The sequence below is a fragment of the Thalassotalea piscium genome (assembly GCF_030295935.1).
Taxonomy (GTDB): Bacteria; Pseudomonadota; Gammaproteobacteria; order Enterobacterales; family Alteromonadaceae; genus Thalassotalea_B; species Thalassotalea_B piscium.
This window is the reverse complement of the sequence record NZ_AP027362.1, coordinates 1815946-1837594: the sequence shown is the minus strand read 5'-3', so window position 1 is coordinate 1837594 and position 21649 is coordinate 1815946. Positions and strand designations below refer to the sequence as shown.

Here is a 21649-nt window from a genome sequence, read left to right as displayed (position 1 = left end):
CCTGATGATGCTCTGAATTGGTCAAATATTTATTAGCTAAGCTTACGAGCTAGTAAAGTAGCAAACTGCAATTGGGCGCCATTATGCATTGTACCTAAGTCTTCATTGTATTTAATAAGTTCCCAACCGTCATACACTTCACGTAACTGCCCTGCTTTAAGGGTAAAAGGAAATGGAACAGGACAAGGATGTTCTTCGGTATTCATCGCACACACAATTAGATTATACCCGCCAACAAACGTAGACTTTTGCATATCAGCAATAATATCATCAAAGCGTGACGGATCGATAAACATTAAGGTTACGGTACAGGATATAAAACCATAGTTAGTATCAAGGCTAGCATTATTTATATCGCTTACTTGAGTCTGGATAGAATTAAGCTTTTCTTCACTACAAATACGCTCTAACATAGCAATAGCACTAGGGTTAATATCTATTGCGGTAACATCAAACCCAAGCTGAGCAAGGTAAAGTGCATTTCGCCCGCTAGAACATCCCATATCTAAAGCATTACATGGCTCAATAATTTTACACGCATCTACCACTTCACTATGTACGGCACTTAGGCCATAACGGCTATTTAAATCAACTGTCATGTTTTCACTTAGTTTTAAAATTAGAGGGCTATATTACTATTGATTTTACACTTATAAATAAAAATAGATCTATTTATAAATGTTTGTTGTCCTTAATCAACAAACAGGACAAAGCTGTAATTTTCCGGGAGTTAGATTCAAAAGCCAACTTAAAGTAAATTGGCTATTCGTTAACGGCTTGTTTAACTTTGTCTTTGTAACTACGACTAACCTTCAGTTCTTTACCATTACTCATTACTAAAAAGTATTCGCCGTTAAGTTGACTACAAAACTTACCAATATAGTGTTTATTCACAATAGTAGAACGATGACTACGTACAAAAAGTTTAGGGTCCAGTAACTCTTCGAGCTGTTTCATTGTTTTTCTTAAGATATGTGTATTTTCTTCAGTATGAACACACATGTAATCTCCCGCTGCATCAATCCATAATATATCTTTAGTTGGCACCCTACTAACTTCACCACCATCCTTTATCGCAAGCACATCAGAATAACTGGTAATAGAAACGGGAAGATCAGATTCTAGCTCTTTCAATATTGTGTGATAGTCATTACCAGTAACATTACTGACCAAACGCACTAATTTCGATTTGTGCTCGGCATTTTGTTGGCTTTGACGTTTTTCTCTAATTTTATCTAGCGATTGAGATAATCGTTCTTCATCCGCTGGTTTCAATAAATAGTCTTGTGCATGTACCTCAAACGCTTGAAGTGCATATTGATCAAATGCAGTAACAAAAACAACCATGGGTAAGGTTAAATTTTGGTCGATGATAGATTGCATAACCTCAAAGCCATTTAAACCCGGCATTTGAATATCTAAAAACATTAAGTCGGGTTGATGTATTCTTACCGCTTCAATTGCTTCTCGACCATTACTGCATTGGGCTATTATATTAATGTCTTTGTGCTCAGCTAAACGAACGGCTAAACCCTTACGAGCTAACGGTTCATCATCAACAATAATTGTTGACAACGCTTTGTTCATTACTAATTTCCATTATCATATGGCAGTCTGATGTTAACTTTAACACCATTTGGATTATTTTGGGCAATAACTAATGAAAAATTTCCAGGGTAAAGCGCTTGTAGCCTTTCTCTGGTATTGGCCAAACCAACACCTTTATCTCTGAAAATATTACCATCAACAATATTAGCACCGGGGCCATCATCTGACAGTTCTATTAAAAGATCATTACCAAAACGACTTACACTTACTGTAATTGTGCCACCTTCTTCTCTTTCAGCAATAGCATATTTAATTGAGTTTTCTGCCAACGGTTGCAATATCATACTAGGAACTAACGCTTGTCTGCAGTCTGAGGCAATATTAATCTCTATTTTCAAGCGCTCTTCAAAACGCACCTTTTCAATCCCTAAGTATAGCTTTAATGCATCAATTTCATTATCAAGTGTTACTCGCTTCATTGGGTCTTTATCAAGCGAATACCTTAAAAATTCACTAAGTTTTGTTACCATACCATTTGCTGTTTTATTGTCTTCAACCAATATTAACGTTGAAATTGCGTTTAACGTATTAAATAAAAAATGTGGATTTAATTGATAGCGTAGCATTTTGAGTTGGGCTTGATGAGCTACACTATTTGCTTGTAGGACATTTTGCTTCTCTGTTTGCAGCATTTGGTAATATTTAGTCCCAAAGTAAAGCACACTCCAACACAGCATAATTGAAAAAGAAAATAACGAATTCTTAAGGTAATGAATTAAAAACTCTGGCCTATATCCGTGCTTATAAATTTCCCAGTAATTAATGTTTTTGACAATCTGCCAGAGCAAACCAGTAAAATAAGAGGCTAATAGTACCGTTAATGCTATTTTTAAAGGCGTGGAATTCCAAATTTTACGGTAAAGATAGCGCAGTGGAATACTGAACATCCAGCCTGCGTATGCATTTAAGAAAATTATAATAACGAACAAATCACGAAGATCATGAAGTAAAGAGCTCAAATAATGGATCAACACAAAACCAAGCCATCCGCCGGTGTGCATTAACCAAAATAATCGGTCTTTATTTTCAATAATGTTTTTCCAATTCACGGATACAGCTCAATAGATATCATAGGGTTAATTATGGAGCATTGAAATAAACAACGCACTGTTACTGACCGTATCTTTCAAGCTAATTGTCTCATTTACCTCAGGTTAAAATACACCTTCAAACATGGTGCTAATAATATTGCCTTCACCATTAACAACATCTGCTTGGTTAAATTGTTCAAATGCTAAATATAGCCACTGTTTGTCCATGGTTACGTTATACTTGTCTAAATACCATAACCCATTGATTAAAAGCGATTTTAATAAGTAACGCGTAACCCTTTGTTTATTGATACTGATTAATTTTGTAGTTAAATACGCTTCAATATTAGTTAATGTTACTTGTAGATCAGTAGATTTAACTAGGTTGTTAATTGCGATCATCATACCTAAATCATATTCAATTTCAGCATAGCAGCAGCACTCAAAATCTATCAAAGTCGGATTAACTCTCTGTGTTTCAGTTATCAAAACATTCGTAAAATTTAGATCACCGTGGCACAAAACATACGACGCATTATCGATTAGCAACTCATCTATTAATATCGATTTAAGTAATACTTTTTGTGATGCGCTTAAGTTAATCCTATGCGTAAAAAAGCTAAGAATAGATGAAAAATTTAAAGGGCTTATCAGCTTTGAATCTATAAGTGTTGTTTGAAAACTTAACATCGCCTCTATCGTTAATGTGACTTTTTTGTCAATAGCCATTACTTTATTGGCTAAGTTACCACCTTTTAAATACGGAGTGACTAGCCAATGTACATCATGGTAAAGCAATTTTAGTGTAGAAGGGTTATCAGTGGTCAAGTGAAGCACTTCTTTTTCTATAGCGGCAAAATGTGTATTTTCAGAGTCAAAATACTTTGCAAAATATACATCATTTTTATCGCAATACACTGCGAATGTGTCTTGACTGTACCCTGTTGCAATAGGAATAACATTGCTAATATGTTTATCTTTGAAAAACACTAAATTTTGTAGTGTCTCCATAATATTAATCAAGTTACCCTACCCTGTGCTACTAGCATAATTAGTAGGTTCCTCGGTGATGTTTAAAAGTCTGCGCCATTTGAAATAACCATAAGTAGCAAACACAACAAAAAAACCAAAAAGAAACGCTGTAGGGATTAATGCCTTTTCAATATAAAGGTAAATAGAAACAAAATCGATAGCGATCCAATATAACCAGTTTTCAACAACCTTTTGTGTAACTAAATACGTAGCAAATAACGCAAATATGGTAGTAACTGCATCTAAATATGGGAAATGCGTTGGTGTGAAATTTGCCATCAACCAACCTACTAATAGCGAAATAACACCACAGATAAGTATGGCCTTAATATGAAACCCTATTGTTTTTTGGTTAATTGCTAGTAACGGTTTTTCGTTACCATTAGCTGTATGTTCACGCCAACATATCCAACCATATATCGCCATGGCAAAATAATAGACCTGTAATAAGCTGTCAGACCATAAGTAAAACTCATAAAAGATCACCGTATATAATGTGGTACTAACCAGCGCGGCGGGCCAACACCATATATTATTATTCGCTGCAAGAATTACATATAATAATGAGCTAATTACCGCAAGCCATTCAACTAGCGGTAAATTAGCATAATAATGAACAATATCAGCCATTAACTTTCAGCTTCTACTTCAGAACGGTCACCAGAGATGAATTTGCACACGAATACCGCGCTATCAATGGTTTGATGTACTAGCTTAACTTCTTCCATTACATGCTTTACCGCTAAGTCATAGTCACCAAATACTTGAGTACTCATGCCATTAGTGACAACGGTTAAGCCATCAATAGCGCGCAATTTATGTATAAAAGCCCAAATATCTGTTTTAAATTTTTCTTGCGCTAATGGGTATAAGCTAATTTCAATTGAAATATTCATTATATTGCCTTCTGTCACGTTAATAAAAACTAAAATTGATAATCAAATGTAACGCCCAATTGTCTGGGGGCAGCATATCGTTGATATTTTTTAGCAGCCCAGCCAATGTCAGGCTCATTACCAAAGTAAAAGCCGCGTGTTGCAACTTTTTCATCGGCCAGGTTTCTACCCCATAAATAAATAGACCAATCGTTAGTTTCGTAACCTAAACGTGCATTAACTGTCGATGAACTATCTGCTTTCTCAGAATGACTATCCGAAAAATAAAAACCACTTTTCCCCGCAACATACGCATTAAAGAAAAAGCCAGAATCATTTCGATAAGTACCGCCAAAACTATAACTAAATTTGGGCGCATGCGCTAATTCACGATCTGATATATCAATGCTGCTCCCATACTTGTCAAAATAGGCGTACGTGTCATATTTTGCCCGTAAATAGCCCAGTGTAGAATAAAGAACAACGTCACTGGTTAACTGCCATGACACATCCATTTCCATACCATAACTTGAAGAGCTTGTTGCATTAGCCGTGTAAATTGTAAACTGCTGTGGTTTATCTGGATTTTGCTGTGAGGCATTAACTTGTTGATCTTGTCGATCCATAGAGAAAATAGCTAAACGTGAGCTCAAGCGTTTTTCAAAATATTGTGAGTCTAGACCGAATTCGTAATTGAGTAATGTTTCGGTCTCAAACTCTTTAAATTTAGCTAATTGTGTAGGAAGGCCCATGTTAAAACCACCAGCTTTATAGCCCCGCGCAACTCTGATATAGGCATTATGCTGATCATTAAGTTGTTTACTTAACGCAATATGACCGCCCCACATAGTTTCACTTGGGGAAAAGACATCTCCAATCCCACCGCTTAATGTAAAGTCGTTGTAGTCACTACTTCGTTTTTCAACTCGCAATCCAACTGAAAGCTGATAACCTGAAGTCAATTCACTGTCAAGCTGTCCAAACACTGCCAAATTAGTCGCTTTATAGTGTGCAAATATTGTGTCGGATGCCCAACCATTGTACATTTCTTCGGTAATGTTATCTTCTTCGAGTCGACTTACATATATTCCTAGCAACCAATCCGTTGTTTGAGCAAATAATTTATTGTTATCTTTATTGCTAAAGCGAAACTCTTGCGATAATACGTCGCGTTCCGCTTTTTTGTCCCAAAGGTAATCATACACACAAGCAATCGTATCATCGTATTCGCCATTACCATTTTCATCGTATTCATCAAGGCACTCTTTACTTGCCCAATATTCAGGATTTGCCCAGTCTCCGTCATAAGCATGCTGATGATCTGTTGTGGTGAAGCTCGAAATAGCAGTTAAGTCAATTGTATCAAAGCCTGTATATTCAAACTTTAAAGCACTACCAATAGATTTTTGATTATCAACACCTGGTACATCAGTTAGTGTTTGAAAACCGTTATTGTCTAGCGTCCATGCATCAAAACCGTTATCCATATTAGCGAATAATAAGGTAAATTTGATCGCCAATTCATCGGTAAGTTGCGCATTAATTTTAATTTTGCCCGTTAGTTCATCAATATTATTAGTGTCATCTTTGTCTAAAAATGAATTATTGCTATAACCATTTTGCTGGTGATGCTCTAAACTTACTCGGTAATTTACATTAGAAGATAATGCTCCGGAACTAAAGCCTGATAAAGTCAGTAACTGGTCATCACCGAAACTGGAAGTTATTCCGTGCTCTGCAACATCGGTAGGTTCATTCGATTGAACATAAATAAGACCGGCTAACGCATTTGCACCAAAACGAGTGCCTTGTGGGCCTCTTAATACTTCTATTTGGCTAACATCATATAAATTTGCGGCCATTCCTAAGCCAGACAAATCAATATCATCAACAATAAAGCCAACGGAAGCGTTAGGAGCGCCATTATATTCAGAACGCTCTCCAACGCCTCTTATTTGAAAATACTTTGGTCTTGATGTTCCGCCAGCAAAATTAACATTTGCAATACTTGATAATACGTTATCAAAGTGCTGAACACTTTGGTCTTGAAGTTGTTGCTGATTAATGACAGCGATACTTGTTGGTGTTGCTGCTAATGATTGTTTTTTGAAGTTTGACGTTACTGTGATCTTTTCAACGGCTTGCTCGGTAGATTGCGCAAATGAAACGGGGGTGAAAAGTGAAACAGTAATGGCAATTGCTAATGAAGATTTTTTGAATGTCATGTTTATCTCAATTGGTAAATACACATTACTGGCATAAGATAAAAAGTGTGATCCATTATTCTGTTATAAGAATATAGAAAACACTAACCATTCCTACGCCAGAATTATCCGGGTCAGGTTCAAAGGGTTTGCAAATATCACATCTCAGCCCGTTACAAAGTAAACTTAGTAAGGACACCCCTTGGTTCGTGCAGCATATTATCAATATTTGGTTAAATGTACAGCCTTTGTTGATAATACGGTTAATTACCTATTGAGATACTTAAATAACAACAGAATTATTATACATCTTACAGGTCAAGCATTTTACCTAATGGTTGACCACCGACTAAATGCATATGAATATGATAGACCTCTTGTCCACCATGTTGATTGCAATTCATAATCAATCGATACCCATCTTCGGCAATACCTTCTTCTTTTGCCAACTTTTTAGCAACAGTAAACATTCGGCCCATAGTTAATTCATCACTTTCTTCAATATCGTTCGCTGTAGGTATTAACTTATTGGGAATAATTAAAATATGCGTATTAGCTTGCGGTGAAATATCACGGAATGCAGTCACTAGCTCGTCTTGATACAACAGTGGGGTTGGTATTTCTTGTCTTACAATTTTAGAAAATATGGTTTCTTCAGCCATAATTAACGCTCCATAAATGATAAAGAAGTATTGCTATTAAAACACAAAAGCAACACTCCTTTATGTATAAGTTAAGCGGTTACTGATTTTAATGCTTCAGTACCCTTTTTTGTATAACGCTTTAGCTCTTCAACTAACATGTAATTAACTGGAATAAGCACTAAGGTGATAAAGGTCGCAAAGATAATTCCAAAACCAAGAGATACTGCCATAGGAATTAAAAATTGTGCTTGGGTAGCCGTTTCAAAAAGTAACGGCATCAAACCAAAAAATGTGGTTAGCGATGTTAACATAACGGGTCTAAAACGAGACTGCCCTGCTGTTAAAACAGCTTCCATTAGCGCCATACCTTGCTCACGTTTTTTATTGATAAAATCAACTAGTACTAAACTGTCATTCACCACTACACCAATTAAAGCCATTAAACCTAAAATACTCATAATGGTAAGGTCCATCCCCATAATCCAATGACCAAGTACTGCACCAATTGCACCAAAAGGAATAACCGACATTACAATTAACGGCTGAATATAAGACTTAAAAGGTATCGCTAGTAAGCAATAAATAATGAAAAACACGAACATGAGCCCAAAACCTAAACTACTGAAAGACTCAGCTTGCTCTTTAGCCTCCCCCTCAAAGGTATAGCTAACTCCTGGATACTTATTCATTAATTCATCTAAATACATTTTCAAATCAGCATTCAGTACGGTCATATTAGTCGCTGTTTTATCAACATCGGCGGTAACATTCACTGTTCTAAACCTATCTATTCGATTAATGGCCGATGGGCTTTTACCTGGATTAAATGTAGCTACGTGTGCTAATGGTACTTGTCCACCATTAGGCGTTTTTATTAGCATTTCACCTAAATTTGATAAAGATTGTCGCTCAGATAACGGATAGCGTAATATCACCCTAACATCATCACGACCGCGCTGAATTCGTTGAATTTGTGAACCGAAGAAGGCTGATCTCACTTGATTAGTAACAACTGATCTTGTTAGACCAAGAGCGTGCCCTTGATCAGTTAATTCGATTTGAATTTCTTCTTTACCATTAGATAAGCTGTCTGATATTTCAAAAGCAGTAGGATAAGTCGCTATTTGTTGGCGCACTTGAGCCGACACTTCTTTAAGTGTTGATAAGTCATTTGCACTTAATTGAATATTAATCGGATCGCCCCCACGTCCAATTTCAGCCCGAAAATTTAAACTTTCAGCGCCGGGCATAGTTCCAATTAGTTGACGCCACTCACTGACTAACTGCTGAGATCCTATTCCTGTTTCGTTTATATCGGCAGGTAATATTTCAAACATAACTCGGCCAGTTTCATTACGTGTAATTGCCATACTGTTTAAAATAATACTATTACCTTCTTCATCTTGGTATTTTTCTTTCAAGACATTAGCCGCATTAACCATGCGCTCAACATACCCATCAACAACGTCATAAGAGCTGCCAACAGGCATAGTTAACGTTGCTCTAACCACTTCACTTGGTATACGAGGGAAGAAGGTAAACTTTGCCCAACCAGAAGTAATAAAGGTTAAAATAAGTACAAACACACCAACAAATAGGGCCAGTGTTGTTAATTTATTCGATACTGCTTTTTTTAATATAGGGTAATAATATTTTAATATGGCATTTTCAAAGCCATCAGCAAAACGTTCTTGCCAAGCACTCAGTTTCGACTGTTTGGTCTTTTCACTACGTAGTTTCAAGCCTTTAAGGTGAGACGGTAATACAAACTTAGACTCAATCAACGAGAATAAAAGTACAGGTATAACAATAACTGGAATTTGCGCAAACATTGCCCCTCGCATACCTTCAATAAATGCCAAAGGAAGAAATGCCGCAACGGTTGTTAATATGCCAAAAGTAACTGGCACAGCCACTTCTTCGGTACCCTTGATTGCAGCTTCTAATCCAGAACTTGCAGTTTGGGTATGCCGGTAGATATTTTCACCAGTAACAATAGCATCATCAACTACAATGCCAAGTACTAGAATAAAACCAAATAAGCTCATTACGTTGATAGAAATCCCAAAGAAAGGCATCATAATAAACGCGCCCATAAAGCTTACGGGAATACCAATAAACACCCAAAAAGCTATAGATGGTCTTAAAAACAAGGTCAAGAGTAGTAAAACTAAAAAACCACCTTGCAAGGCATTAGTGATCAAGGTGTTGAGCCGGCTTTTAACAATTTCAGAGCTGTCTCGCCAATAACCAAGGTTAAACCCTTCAGGTAATGTTGCTTGTCTGTTGTCAATATATGCCTTAACTGCATCAGCAACTTCAATAGCACTTTGGTCTCCAATACGATAAACCTCGATCATTGCCGCTTGCTTGCCGTTAAATCGCGCTCTTAATGGTGTTTCTTCAAAGCCATCATTAACGGTGGCAATATCGCTCAATTGCAATAAAGTACCGTCTTCGTTTGTCTTAATGATAATTTGTTCAAACTCATCACGGCGGTATGCCTGACCTTTCGAGCGAACTAAAACGTCTCCGCCTTCTGTACGAACATTACCTGCGGATAAGTCTTGTGAACTCGCTTTTACTGCGTTAGCAATATCAGCTATGGTAATTTGATATTGGTTTAATTTATCTTGGCTAACATCGATATTAATTTCATAATTTCTCACCGCATCTAATGAAAGTTGTGTTATTTCAGGTAAGGTCATTAAGTCATCACGTACTTTTTCCGCAAATTCTCGGATCTCTTTTTCACTATAGATTGAAGAAACTGTAACCGAAATAACCTCTCTGGTACGTTGTAAAATTGAAGTGGTTGGTTTTTCCGCTTCTACAGGAAACGTATTAATGGCATCGACACGACTTTTAACATCTGACAATAGTTCGCGAACATCATAGCCTGACTCTGCCTCAATACGAACACGGGCTGAACCTTCAACAGATGTTGATGAAATATGCTTGATCCCTTCAAGATCTTGTACTGCTTCTTCTATACGGATGGAGACACCTTGTTCAACATCTTCTGGTGTTGCACCTCGCAGAGAAACACTTACATTAACTATATCAGACTCAAATGAAGGAAATACTTCTAGTGGGATATTGCCTTTTAATGAAAATAATCCTGATAAAAATATAGTGATCATTAACAAATTAGCAGCAACATGATTACGCGCAAACCAAGCTATCATAATTGTTCACCTTCGGCAGATTTACGTTGGTTGTTTTCACTTCTTTTACCTGTACCTGTACCTTTAGTTGCTTTACCACTTGCTTGTTTAGTCGGTTTAACTACAACACCATCTCTAGCATTAATGGCAACTGGAGTGCCAGAATTAACTTGTCCTAAAGGCGTAACTACCAAAAGCTCGCCTTCAGTTAACCCTGAACGAATGATAGCAATTTTGTCGTTTTGCCATGCTAATGAGACTTCTTTTCTTTTTAAGACATTATTATCAACAATATAAACGTAACTGCCTTGGTAAATTGATTGATTAGGTACCACTAAAGCATTTTTTAACTCTTTTCCTTTAATTTTTGCTTTAACGTACTGACCAATCTTTAATGGTAACCCTTCAGATTGATTAATCCCGTAAGGATCATCAATTTGTGCAACAACAAACAATTGCTGTGAGGCTGTGTCAAACGCTCCTTCGGTGCGCACTACCTTCCCTTTCCAAGTTTGTGCTATTGTCATAATATCTGACGATAACTCAACTTCAGGCTGATAACTTACTTGTCCTTGAAAACGATTATTTTCTGGTAAATCAATGTATGAAAGGTCTTTATTTTGTATAGGTAAACGAACTTCTACATAGTCAACCGCAAATATCTCAGCTAATTTAGTACCAGATGAAACCACTTGGCCCACATCAACCTCTTTACGCAACACCCTACCTGTAAATGGCGCTTTAATTTTAGTACGTTCTAGCGCTAATTCTGACTTTGCCAAACTCGCTTTTGCAGACGATACTTTTGCTTGTGCTGACATTAATTGTGGCTTACGCAATACCAGATCAGAAGCAACACCTTTATTACCTAGGCGTTGCCAGTCTTGATTAGCTTGTTCTGCTCTGGCTTTTTCCTCACTTAATGCTTGTTTAGCAGTAAAAAGCGCCGATCTAGCTATTTCAATTTCAGCTTTATGGTCTCTATCATCTAGTTTTAACAACATATCGCCTTTATCGAAAAAGCCACCATCTCTAAAATTTGGGCTAATTTCCATAATTTGTCCTGAGACTTGCGGCAACAAAATACTTTGAGTTCTTGGTTTTACTTTGCCATAACTATTGATAAAGATTGTTGTATCAGCTTTTTTTAGTGTTACTACATCTACGGTCAATTGCGGCGCTGAACTAGGTCTACCTCGTTTAGTTTGAGGTGGGTTTTGGCTAACAATGTAAGCAGTTAACAGAAAAGCTGTAATAACAAGTAGAGGGATTAACTTTTTAATTTTTAAAGACATGTTTATTTACTCTGTAAATTAGCTGACTCACTAAATGGCGAACCACCTAAAGCAACAAATAATGAAATACGGTTAGCTAATAATTGATTTTGCAATTGTATTAAGGTTGACTGTGCATCAAAAGCACGGCGTTGTGACTCTAGAACAGTAGTGTAAGTAACAAGACCTTTTAAATATTGATCAAAAGAAATAGTTTCGGCTGAAATAGCATTATCTTTTGCTTTCTCATAATGGTTAAACCGTTCCTTTAGTGCTTTTGCATTAGCAAGGGTGTTTTCAACCTCGGCAAACGCTTGATAAACTTGCTGTAGGTACAGTTGCTCTTTTTGAACAACGGCTAAACGCGCCTGTTCTTCAAGTGCTGCTAATCGACCAGCATTAAATAATGGCATAGTTAAATTGCCAATAAGTGACCAAGCCATTGCACCACTGTCTAATAAATTACCAAGCTCATTAGCACTGTCACCGGTTGATGCCGTCAACGAAATACGGGGAAAGCGTTGTTTATGAGCAATTGCTAAACTTGCATCTAATGACATTAATTCATACCACGAAGCCATAATATCGCTACGTCTAGTCAAAATATCTGAGGGTATACCTTGGGTTATTTGGGTATCAAAACTTGTTAATTGAACATCAGAGGTAATATCTGCATCAGGATATTCACCAAGTAGTAACTCTAATGCACGGCCTTTTGTAGCAACTTGTTGCTGTTGTTCAGCAATTCTTGCTAATTCTCTACTAACATCATTCTGAGTTAAATAAACATCTAACGCATCACTTAACCCTAAGCGGTAAGATGACTGAATCATCTCTAAATTATTTTTTAAATTATTTGCACGCTCTTGGTATAAAGAAAGTAATGACTTTGCTTCTACTAAGTTAAAATAAGCTTTACTCACATCAGCAACCAAATTCAGTTCTGCTTGCTGGTATTGGGCTAATTCACTGGCATAATTTAGTTGTGCTTTTGTTTGTTCGTCAGATAACTTACCCCAAAGGTCTAATTCATAACTTAATTGCAGGTTAATGTCAGCTGAATTGGTATAGTTAGTTTCATCAGTTGAAACTGATTTACGGCGAGACTGCCCTAAAGATAATGATAACTCAGGAAGATCAGACGCATCAGCTACTTGAATGCGTGATTTAGCTATGGCTAGCTTCGCTGATTGCGCTTTAAAATTATAATTGTTTTTAGTCGCTTGAATAATAAGTTGTGATAACTGTGGGTGGTTAAAACTTTTGATCCAATTATTAATCTCAATATAATTATCTTCAATATTACTTGAAGCGTCTCGTTCACTTGACCAATTACTCGGTGCTGTTAACTGCTTTACATTATCTGTAACAGCACTTGGGCCAGCACACGCTGATAATACTGCAATTGTTGGTAGTAGATATTTAAATTTTTTAGTACGGCTCATCTGGATTGTTTCTACCTGTAAAAGAAGTAGCATTTCACCACTTAATATTTCAGTTAAATGGTACTAATACATTCATTTTGAAACAATTACCTTTACATAGCTTTACATTTAAGACGAATTACATGGTTTATACGATATTTTGTGAAAATTGTAGATGCTGTTATACCAGTTTAATTAATTGATCTATTTTATACGCAGTGAAAACAGTCAAATACAAGGAATTTATTTTCATAACTAGTTGTTCAGGGCAATTATGCACCTGCATTGCCCACATAAGCTGCATCCTTGTAGCGATAATTATAAAATAAATAACGCAGTAGTTGATTGTTTTAACCAGTAGAAATGATCACATAGTTAGTGAAATTGGTATTATAAAAACATTAGGCAGGAAGAGTTTGTTAGCAACTGATAATAAGATTAAAATGCGTTAACAACGCTTGTTAACGCATTAAATAATTTTACACCGCACTACTAGGGTCTGTTGATCTTTCATTTTAGCCTCTGCTATAGACTATTTTTTAAGATAACAAGGCGAAAATGGTGCAATGTAGCATTCTACTTTAACCATTTTTAACGATGTTAGGTTGAAAAATAGTCATAGCCCTTTGGGTTGCCTTGAAAAAGCGTCACTCTTTGTTACTTAATGTGCATTTGGAACAACCAAACATTACATTAAGTGCCTCGACTGTCATCTTTTTCAAATGCAACAGAGCTATAAACTGAAAGATCAACAGACCCTAAATTATTTACTCAGATTTATTGGCGATTTTTTGCAGATTTTCATGAATTTTAAACAGTACAATTAATAATTCACACCAAATTCTTGAGCCAATTGCCCCACCGATAATAATGCCCAAGCCAGCAAAGAAACCGCCACCATAATCAGTAAACATAGCGCCCAACCCTGAAACAACCGTACCAAATAACATCAACCAATAAACAAAGGTAATTATTTTGGGGGTTAACATTGAATCAAAGAAAAAAATATCTTTCATAGATAAGTCCTTTTTTATTAATAACTCCTATATGCTCACGTTAAACAGCGGAGTTTTAAAGTTTAACGTTAAAAGCCTATTAAATATTAAACCAGTACATTTTACTAGAGCAAGAGTAATATCTACCTAATAATTAAAGTTGCTTTAATAAATAAATATCTATATAAAGCCTAGTTAAATGACAAACTCATTTCACGTCAACTAATTAGGTAATTAATGAACTATATTAAGCTCGATGACTTCAAGTATGCATGGATTTTTCGCCACCAAAGTATGCCGTTAGATGAAAAAACTAAAAGCTTAATTAAACCAATGAATTCAAATCGTGCCAACAGTTTATGGGATGAGTTTATTAGTAAACAAGCTGACCATCCTGACTTTTTTAAAAAGGGTGACTGGCCTGCTAATAAAAAGTCTTGGCTTGATAATGGCGAGTGGGAAAACAGATGGGAATCAGACACGCCTGAACTTCCAGAAAGCATTACCGAATACTTAAACTGGGATAATAACACCGCTGTTTATTATTGTATAAACCGACAATTAATTTTAGAAACTACTTGGATTACTTTTCAACGGTGTTGGAAGAATTTTCTATTTGTTGATGATGGCACTATACTTATTGGTAAAAAACGCCAACAAGCGGTGCAGTTTACCTCTGACGGTAAATTTAGGTTAGGAAATAAAAATACTAAACAAGTTAAATAACCTTAATTAAAGTTAATTTTGATTTAACAGAAAAAGTGGCTGTCCTAGCTATTGTTTATTTACTCTTATTACTCAAGTAAAAGAATGGTACAAACCAAGCTATAATGAGTATAAAAACAATATTTTGAGATAAGTCTTTGTCCGCGATGAAGTATGAGGTCAGTAGCATTGCGAGTGCAAATACTATTGAAATAACGATGTTCGCTTGTTTAGCTTTATTACAATCCATTTTATAGCTCCTAGTTATATACTCATTTTAAAACATGTTGGGCTTTTAAGTTACTCAGTTTACATATTACTTTAATTAAAATACGCTAACTGCGGTTTTCATTTTACATTATTAAGCAGTCAATAAAACATAAGTGACTGCCCTTTTAAATTCTCTTAAAGCACGATACTTTCACCTTCTTTTAAAATATAGAGAGGTACCTGGGAGTCCATTTCATTGTGCATGTGCAATAAACGCAATAATGCTGAATGACTACTGTGATCACCCATTTTCCAACTTGAATTACCAAAGCCCCATGGGATCATCACTTTACAATTAAGGTCTTGTGCTGCAGTTAGAGCATCTTCAGGCGTGGTATGAACGTAACGATACCATTTAGCACTTTCTGCATGAAAATACGACGCAATAGGCATTAAACAAATATCAATATCGCCATAACGCTGCTTAATATCGTTAAAATGATTTGAATAGCCAGTATCACCTGCAAAAAATAGCGTTTTGCCGTTTTGTTCAAGTAACCATCCATTCCATAAATCTTTATCATTGTCTTCATAAATAAAGGGAACTAATACGCGGCTACTAAAGTGATGGGCGGGTACTGCATGAATGGTTAAATCATCGATGTTTGTTTTTGCAAACCACGCCATTTCACTAATATTAAAACCCCCATCAGGGAAATTATCAGCCATGCCGAGCGCAGTTAGGTAGCGTGGTTGATTACCTATTTCTATAATGTCGGCTTTATTGAAATGATCATAATGCAGGTGTGAATAGATAACTGCGTTCAAGTTTGCTAATTCGCTCTGTGTTAACCAGTCACCGGGTTTTCGATAAAAGCCAGATGACAACCTAAAGGCTAAATCAACTGGTGAGTCAAACTGATCTTTTACAGGGTCAAAAACGACATGTTGGCCGTTAGGCGTATTGATCATAAATCCTGCATGGCCTAGCCAACGTACAGTAAATCCAGTTTTAAGTGCTGGAATAGTTTGTTCTCCTACATACAGGCAGTTTTCACTTCCATCTTCACATTGTAAATGGGCATTACTTGGGTAGCAGTTACTTTCACAGTTATTTGGGTAGTTTTTTTCGCCGGGATAAAGATTATGGTAGCGACCTTTGCGTTGCCCCTCCTTATGCAAGGGGGTTATGGTATCTGCTCCGTCGACTCGATAAATATTATTTGCACTACCACAGGCAGTTAATATGCCTGAAATAAAGAACAGGCTTAAAAGACTTAGTTTCATTATTATAAATTTTTAGTTTCACCATCATAAAAGTGTAACAAAAACGTTAAGCTAAAGAATAATATAAAAGTAACAAAAAATAACAATAAACAAATATAAGCGTCTGTCATTATTATTCTTGATATTATCAAACGTGAGAGCTTTATTTGTTACGTTGAACATTGTTTCACCCCAAAGATAAATAGAACAAACTAAAAGTTTTCTATTAGGGTCTGTTGATCTTTCATTTTAGCCTCTGCTATAGACTATTTTTTAAGGTAACAAGGCGAAAATGGTGCAATGTAGTTATTCTCGGCTTTGGCATCCTGCGTCGCTCTACCTTCTGCATCCGTGCAGTCGTACTTTAACCATTTTTAACGATGTTAGGTTGAAAAATAGTTATAGCCCTTTGGGTTGCCTTGACAAAGCGTCACTCTTTGTTACTTAATGTGCATTTGGAACAACCAAACATTACATTAAGTGCTTCGACTGTCATCTTTTTCAAATGCAACAGAGCTATAAACTGAAAGATCAACAGACCCTAGTAATAAAATTACTAAAGCCACTTTGGCGAATCTTGGATCATTAAAATAAGATAAGCATGATATTAAAGAAAGTTGTGAACGTAGCCACAAACAATTTCGCCTAACGACCCTGTAGAATTACCCGTTTTATATATTATTTTTAACAATAAAAGTGTTTACGTTTTTAGCGGCTTTAATTTTAGATTGTTAAATAGTCAATTAAATATAAGTGACTGTCCTTCTTATTTTTGTTGAAAATAACGTTTACCGAGTAAAAAAGGCTTAGGCAACGACATTCGTATCGTTAGATGTTGCTACCGTAGGTTCGGTCATGCGTGTGACTAAAAGCTGCTCAACTCTGATACCATCAATAAATATAAGTGACTGTCCTTCTTATTTTTGTTGAAAATAACGTTTACCGAGTAAAAAAGGCTTAGGCAACGACATTCGTATCGTTAGATGTTGCTACCGTAGGTTCGGTCATGCGTGTGACTAAAAGCTGCTCAACTCTGATACCATCAACGTCTATGGCCTCAAACTTATAACCGTCGAGGATCACGTAATCGGTGCGTTTGGGTATGCGCTTCAACATATAGATCAGGAATCCGGCAAGGGTTTCATACTGATTATTATTGGGGAATACGTCGATTTCAAGAAGTTTCATTAGATCTACTATGGGCGTCACGCCATCAACTAACCAAGAATTGGTATCACGCTGAACAATTTGTGGCTCGCCGTGAATAGTAACTAGGTCCCCCATAAAACTACTCATCAAATCTTTTAACGTCACTAGACCGACAACCATAGCATATTCGTTAACCACTATAGCAAAAGGCTGCATCGCAGATTTAAACTCGTTTAGTGCTTCTGACAGGGTTAGGGTTTCAGGTAAGTAAAACAGTTCAGTATTTATCATGCTGTCCTGCAAATGGGCGGATTCGCCCTTAAGAAGTTGGCGTAATATTTGTTTTGACTCGACCGAACCAACGACACGGTCTAAGTGACCGTCACACACTAAGAAATTATTATGTGGGTGCTCTAGGATCTTGGCACTTATAGTTGCGCTGTCATCTTTGATGTCAAAGTAAACGATGGCGTCTCGTGTAGTCATAGCTGTGGGCAAAGTGCGGCCCTCAAGCTCGAACACGTTGCCTAGTAGTTGGTATTCTTGTTGCTGCAACGATCCATGCTCTGCACCCGCGTCCATCATGGCGACAATGTCTTCGGTAGTAACCACATCCACACGCAACATCGGCACTTTAAAAATACGTAAGATGAGGTTAGTGATGCTGTTAAACAACATAACAAGCGGCGTTAATGCATAAGTAATAACGTTCATCAGACCAACGATTTTTGCAGCGACGGCTTCTGGCATTATCATAGCAATGCGTTTCGGCAATAAATCGGCAAACAATATGAATAATGATGTGATGGTTAAGAACGAAATCAAGAAACTAATTTGCTCTGCCAAAGGGCCAGTATACACAAGCGCGACCAGCTTAGATGTATAAGGTGTTAGGGTTTGTTCGCCAATTATACCGCCTAAGATGGCGATGGCATTTAGGGCTATTTGGATCATGGCAAAAAAGCTGCCTGGTTGCTCTTGCAAGCGGATTACGGCTTCGGCTTTTTCATCACCTTCAGCGGCCATGACTCTTAACTTAATTTTACGCGAAGCTGCGATGGAAATCTCAGACATGGCAAACAAAGCGCCAAATAATATTAAGATGGCTATGCCTATTAAGTCACTCATATTGTACTCCAAATCACGGGGGTTGGCTTGGCTGCAACCATCGTCTTGCTACACTTAAAAAGTGCGCAATTATTATTGAATATTAGTTAGACAGCAACTATTTTGTTATAAAGATCACAAAATAAAATTATCATTTTAAAATCAATATATTAAAGGCTTTTTTATTCTATGCAACGTCATGCTAAAAAGTGGGTATTACAAGGCGCGAGTATTGGCAAATTTCAAGACCCTCCTCATTATTATGGCTCAAGAAAAACCAGCAAATATAAGCGACTGTCCTAGTTATTTGTAGTTATTTGGCTTTGCGGTCCACCTCAGGGCGTGTTGTTAGGCCTATTTTCTCAATTTCTCAAACCATAACTGAAATTACAATTAGAAAACATTTGGTAGCTTTGGATTGGCTTAATCTCAACAATGTTGACCTTACCAATAAGATCTTCTTCTGTTCTTTTTATAGCTTCAAAATACATAGGCAAAGAACCGTTTTCAGCGGAAAGTTCCAAATAAGGATAGCTACTAATTTTCCAGGAGCCTTGTTTTACCTTTATTTGATTTTTGTCTGTATAGGTTATTTTATAGAGATTATTGTCTTGTATATCTATCTCAACTTGAGAATCACAATCAGTGCCAACATATTTATGGGATAAACCTTTATTCATTTCCCAGTCGCTATTAATTAATCCATTAGGTAACAAAATTAAACCTAAGCTGTTTTTTCCGTACCAATGGTTACCTTTAACTAAAGATTCTAATCTAATTTCTGACCATCCTACTTTAGATAATGAATCTAAAGCATTACTTAGATCTTCTCTGTTCTTGAGAAAAGGTGAGTAAATTATAGTGGATTCTCTAATACCATCGGGAATTGAAAGTGTATTTTCAATAACAGTAAAATTATTACTTTCAAGCTCTTTAATTATATCCTGTGATTCATTTTCTGATAAATACTTAGTATATAAATGAACTTTTGTATTTGCACATCCCGTTAAGAAAACAAAGAAAATTATTATTAGTTTACAGTACAATTTTAGACTCTCTCATGAAATAACAAAGGACACTCGCTTATAAATTACTACAACAAAGCCAGTATGCAAGCTAATAAACAGCTTAAAATAAACTCAATGATTAAGAATATAAACTTAATTTGAAAAACATTGGGCAAAGTTACAGTCAAAGTAGAAAAACACTGTTTTCTAGGCATAACTACTACATCAGGCTTGATGTGTTGGTGGGATTTAAGTGGTAGTACTAAAAGTTTTGCTTAATACTATGCTAACAATTTAGTACAACGGTTAACATTGGCTCGTCGTTTTAACCCTTTATGCTCACAATAGTCAGTTAATACATCGCTATGACCTACAGCACCATGAAAGAGCTTTCTAAAATCTTTACTTAACGTTAACCAGTTTTCAGGTTTTATATTTAGCCTTGTTAGTAGTGCTGGTTGGTGTTTATCAATATACCCTGTTTTGTCTTCTCGAATACAGCGCCCTGTTAGCTCAATGAGTTCAAGGTAGTCTTTAAGCTCAAACGGTAAGCCTTTTGGCATGGTTTGGCGTGGGTTGCCTATAAAAGGCAATAATAGTGTTGGCTGTGTCGCTTTTCTAGCTGATATTACGCGTTGTTTGACACTAGTATTCTCTGAGCTTTCTGGTGTTTTAGCTACATTGGCTCGCACCGGGTTTAAATCAACATAGGCCATACAAGCTGCAAGGGCGGCTTCATCAAGTAACGCTTGTGATTTAAAACGTCCTTCCCAAAAATGCCCTGTACAGTTATCTTCTTTGTTGGCTTTTGTGGCAATACTTTGGTTTAGTATGCGCATAAACCAACTAATATCCATTAAACGGCTGCGATATACCTCAACTGTTTCAAGCAATGAGGACATTAAATAGTCGGGAATTTCATCACCACAACAATATTGCTGTGTGAGTAGTGTGCCTTTGAATAATTGATGCCAGCGTTCAAGCACTTCTTTGGTTGACCAACCTTTAGCGGTGTCTTCATCAATAAACAGTACGGTATGCGTGTGGTTACTCATCACAGCGTAAGCGCATACATCAATAGCAAACACTTGAGTTAGGCTAAGTAGTTTTTCTTCTACCCAGCCTTTCCTGTGGTTAAAGTTCTGACCTGTATTTTTATCTTCACCACACAAAAAAGCACGGCGTACACAACGAGAAATACAATGATAATAAGGGGTGTCGGTTAAGCTAATTAACTGTTTTCTTGCTGTTGTCATAATACCATCCTTGAATTTTGATTAGATATTAACCTTAGTTCAGTGATTTGTATTATTCAAATATAAGCGACTGTCCTTGTTATTAAAGTCCTTGTTATTAAATAGTGATTTGTATTATTCAAATATAAGCGACTGTCCTTGTTATTAAATATAAGCGACTGTCCTTGTTATTACTTTTTACCATTTGTTTTAAATGAAATAATGTAAGGTTGCGCTGCTTTACCATTTACACCTTTAAAACCACTTTTATTCTTTGAGTTGATACTGAATGCATAAACGGTATTTGCTTTTAATTTTACAGGAATAACAAATGTACGATCATTTTTAAAATAAACATCCCCTGTAATTTGTGGAAATTGAGCATTTGCTAGTGTAACAACTGACCACATTTTATTGGTCATCATCTCTTTGCTGAACTCGACAGTTATTTCGTTGGTTGACGGATCAACAGTTGTTGCTCCAGCTACAGGAGAACTAGCTATAACAACAGGGCTTATATCTTTTAAAGAGAGGTGTTTGGCAGACACAACTGTTGAAGCCAATATTACTGAGAATATTGCTAGATTTTTAACTAATTTCATAATAATCATCCTTGTCTAAAGATACACATAACAGCTTTAATAAAAGGAATTTTTCTCGTCTATTACATACCACGATCAATTTTCCTTAATTTTTAAATAATTTAACAATATAGC

The 21649-nt window shown here is 36.3% G+C and carries 20 protein-coding genes and 1 riboswitch; of the genes, 1 reads left to right on the top strand and 19 read right to left on the bottom strand.

Annotated features, from left to right (window positions below; all coding sequences use genetic code 11):
• Positions 1-32: 32 nt before the first annotated feature.
• From tehB to QUD79_RS07875, 12 genes are all read right to left on the bottom strand, one after another.
• A complete protein-coding gene (gene tehB / locus QUD79_RS07930; RefSeq protein ID WP_184422809.1) occupies positions 33-599 on the bottom strand; it encodes a tellurite resistance methyltransferase TehB in 567 nt (188 codons plus the stop codon).
• Positions 600-762: 163 nt separating this feature from the next.
• Positions 763-1587, bottom strand: a complete 825-nt coding sequence (locus QUD79_RS07925; protein ID WP_184422807.1) for a LytR/AlgR family response regulator transcription factor — start codon at positions 1585-1587, stop codon at positions 763-765.
• A gap of 2 nt (positions 1588-1589) precedes the next feature.
• Positions 1590-2657 carry a sensor histidine kinase gene (locus QUD79_RS07920; protein ID WP_184422805.1) on the bottom strand — a complete coding sequence of 356 codons (1068 nt, stop codon included), beginning with the start codon at positions 2655-2657 and terminating at the stop codon, positions 1590-1592.
• A gap of 105 nt (positions 2658-2762) precedes the next feature.
• A complete protein-coding gene (locus QUD79_RS07915) occupies positions 2763-3650 on the bottom strand; it encodes a phosphotransferase (RefSeq protein ID WP_184422802.1) in 888 nt (295 codons plus the stop codon).
• Between the two features lie 18 nt (positions 3651-3668).
• Positions 3669-4301 carry a nicotinamide riboside transporter PnuC gene (gene pnuC / locus QUD79_RS07910; RefSeq protein WP_184422800.1) on the bottom strand — a complete coding sequence of 211 codons (633 nt, stop codon included), beginning with the start codon at positions 4299-4301 and terminating at the stop codon, positions 3669-3671.
• Positions 4301-4567 carry a hypothetical protein gene (locus QUD79_RS07905; RefSeq protein WP_184422798.1) on the bottom strand — a complete coding sequence of 89 codons (267 nt, stop codon included), beginning with the start codon at positions 4565-4567 and terminating at the stop codon, positions 4301-4303. Before QUD79_RS07905 ends, pnuC begins: the two co-directional genes overlap by 1 nt.
• A 29-nt stretch (positions 4568-4596) precedes the next feature.
• The gene (locus tag QUD79_RS07900) at positions 4597-6771 is read right to left on the bottom strand and encodes a TonB-dependent receptor (protein WP_184422795.1); all 2175 of its coding nucleotides are present in this window, start codon (positions 6769-6771) and stop codon (positions 4597-4599) included.
• 73 nt (positions 6772-6844) lie between these two features.
• Positions 6845-6963: riboswitch (TPP riboswitch) on the bottom strand.
• Between the two features lie 98 nt (positions 6964-7061).
• Positions 7062-7412: an HIT domain-containing protein gene (locus tag QUD79_RS07895; RefSeq protein ID WP_184422792.1), complete on the bottom strand. Its 351-nt coding sequence runs from the start codon at positions 7410-7412 to the stop codon at positions 7062-7064.
• A gap of 71 nt (positions 7413-7483) precedes the next feature.
• Entirely contained in the window at positions 7484-10582 is a 3099-nt protein-coding gene (locus QUD79_RS07890) for an efflux RND transporter permease subunit (protein WP_184422790.1), read from the bottom strand.
• Positions 10579-11856: an efflux RND transporter periplasmic adaptor subunit gene (locus tag QUD79_RS07885; protein WP_221435133.1), complete on the bottom strand. Its 1278-nt coding sequence runs from the start codon at positions 11854-11856 to the stop codon at positions 10579-10581. The genes QUD79_RS07890 and QUD79_RS07885 overlap by 4 nt, the downstream gene beginning before the upstream one ends.
• 2 nt (positions 11857-11858) lie before the next feature.
• Entirely contained in the window at positions 11859-13280 is a 1422-nt protein-coding gene (locus QUD79_RS07880; RefSeq protein WP_286290636.1) for an efflux transporter outer membrane subunit, read from the bottom strand.
• Between the two features lie 746 nt (positions 13281-14026).
• Positions 14027-14275: a DUF4282 domain-containing protein gene (locus tag QUD79_RS07875; RefSeq protein WP_184422786.1), complete on the bottom strand. Its 249-nt coding sequence runs from the start codon at positions 14273-14275 to the stop codon at positions 14027-14029.
• Positions 14276-14491: 216 nt separating this feature from the next.
• Here QUD79_RS07875 and QUD79_RS07870 point away from each other — a divergent pair, with 216 nt between their 5' ends.
• On the top strand, positions 14492-14980 hold the full coding sequence (locus QUD79_RS07870) for a DUF2947 family protein (RefSeq protein ID WP_184422784.1): 489 nt from the start codon (positions 14492-14494) through the stop codon (positions 14978-14980).
• A 55-nt stretch (positions 14981-15035) separates the two neighbouring features.
• Here QUD79_RS07870 and QUD79_RS07865 read toward each other — a convergent pair whose 3' ends face one another.
• From QUD79_RS07865 to QUD79_RS07835, 7 genes are all read right to left on the bottom strand, one after another.
• Positions 15036-15209 carry a hypothetical protein gene (locus QUD79_RS07865; RefSeq protein WP_184422782.1) on the bottom strand — a complete coding sequence of 58 codons (174 nt, stop codon included), beginning with the start codon at positions 15207-15209 and terminating at the stop codon, positions 15036-15038.
• Positions 15210-15364: 155 nt separating this feature from the next.
• Positions 15365-16456, bottom strand: a complete 1092-nt coding sequence (locus QUD79_RS07860; RefSeq protein WP_184422780.1) for an MBL fold metallo-hydrolase — start codon at positions 16454-16456, stop codon at positions 15365-15367.
• Between the two features lie 455 nt (positions 16457-16911).
• Entirely contained in the window at positions 16912-17070 is a 159-nt protein-coding gene (locus QUD79_RS07855) for a hypothetical protein (protein WP_184422778.1), read from the bottom strand.
• Between the two features lie 322 nt (positions 17071-17392).
• Entirely contained in the window at positions 17393-18712 is a 1320-nt protein-coding gene (paeA, locus tag QUD79_RS07850; protein WP_286290630.1) for a polyamine export protein PaeA, read from the bottom strand.
• A 341-nt stretch (positions 18713-19053) separates the two neighbouring features.
• Positions 19054-19737 (bottom strand): hypothetical protein, encoded by a 684-nt coding sequence (locus tag QUD79_RS07845; RefSeq protein WP_184422774.1) that lies wholly within the window; start codon positions 19735-19737, stop codon positions 19054-19056.
• A gap of 242 nt (positions 19738-19979) precedes the next feature.
• Positions 19980-20954, bottom strand: a complete 975-nt coding sequence (locus tag QUD79_RS07840) for a transposase (protein WP_286287992.1) — start codon at positions 20952-20954, stop codon at positions 19980-19982.
• Between the two features lie 170 nt (positions 20955-21124).
• The gene (locus QUD79_RS07835; protein ID WP_184426677.1) at positions 21125-21535 is read right to left on the bottom strand and encodes an Ig-like domain-containing domain; all 411 of its coding nucleotides are present in this window, start codon (positions 21533-21535) and stop codon (positions 21125-21127) included.
• Positions 21536-21649: the final 114 nt, after the last annotated feature.

Bases quoted from the DNA above. Each gene is read 5' to 3' on its own strand.
- QUD79_RS07870 (WP_184422784.1), top strand. From the start codon at position 14,492: ATGAACTATATTAAGCTCGATGACTTCAAGTATGCATGGATTTTTCGC.
- QUD79_RS07900 (WP_184422795.1), bottom strand. From the start codon at position 6,771: ATGACATTCAAAAAATCTTCATTAGCAATTGCCATTACTGTTTCACTT.
- QUD79_RS07865 (WP_184422782.1), bottom strand. From the start codon at position 15,209: ATGGATTGTAATAAAGCTAAACAAGCGAACATCGTTATTTCAATAGTA.
- paeA (WP_286290630.1), bottom strand. From the start codon at position 18,712: ATGAGTGACTTAATAGGCATAGCCATCTTAATATTATTTGGCGCTTTG.
- QUD79_RS07895 (WP_184422792.1), bottom strand. From the start codon at position 7,412: ATGGCTGAAGAAACCATATTTTCTAAAATTGTAAGACAAGAAATACCA.
- QUD79_RS07915 (WP_184422802.1), bottom strand. From the start codon at position 3,650: ATGGAGACACTACAAAATTTAGTGTTTTTCAAAGATAAACATATTAGC.
- QUD79_RS07885 (WP_221435133.1), bottom strand. From the start codon at position 11,856: ATGTCTTTAAAAATTAAAAAGTTAATCCCTCTACTTGTTATTACAGCT.
- QUD79_RS07890 (WP_184422790.1), bottom strand. From the start codon at position 10,582: ATGATAGCTTGGTTTGCGCGTAATCATGTTGCTGCTAATTTGTTAATG.
- QUD79_RS07875 (WP_184422786.1), bottom strand. From the start codon at position 14,275: ATGAAAGATATTTTTTTCTTTGATTCAATGTTAACCCCCAAAATAATT.
- QUD79_RS07880 (WP_286290636.1), bottom strand. From the start codon at position 13,280: ATGAGCCGTACTAAAAAATTTAAATATCTACTACCAACAATTGCAGTA.
- QUD79_RS07925 (WP_184422807.1), bottom strand. From the start codon at position 1,587: ATGAACAAAGCGTTGTCAACAATTATTGTTGATGATGAACCGTTAGCT.
- QUD79_RS07860 (WP_184422780.1), bottom strand. From the start codon at position 16,456: ATGAAACTAAGTCTTTTAAGCCTGTTCTTTATTTCAGGCATATTAACT.
- tehB (WP_184422809.1), bottom strand. From the start codon at position 599: ATGACAGTTGATTTAAATAGCCGTTATGGCCTAAGTGCCGTACATAGT.
- pnuC (WP_184422800.1), bottom strand. From the start codon at position 4,301: ATGGCTGATATTGTTCATTATTATGCTAATTTACCGCTAGTTGAATGG.
- QUD79_RS07840 (WP_286287992.1), bottom strand. From the start codon at position 20,954: ATGACAACAGCAAGAAAACAGTTAATTAGCTTAACCGACACCCCTTAT.
- QUD79_RS07905 (WP_184422798.1), bottom strand. From the start codon at position 4,567: ATGAATATTTCAATTGAAATTAGCTTATACCCATTAGCGCAAGAAAAA.
- QUD79_RS07835 (WP_184426677.1), bottom strand. From the start codon at position 21,535: ATGAAATTAGTTAAAAATCTAGCAATATTCTCAGTAATATTGGCTTCA.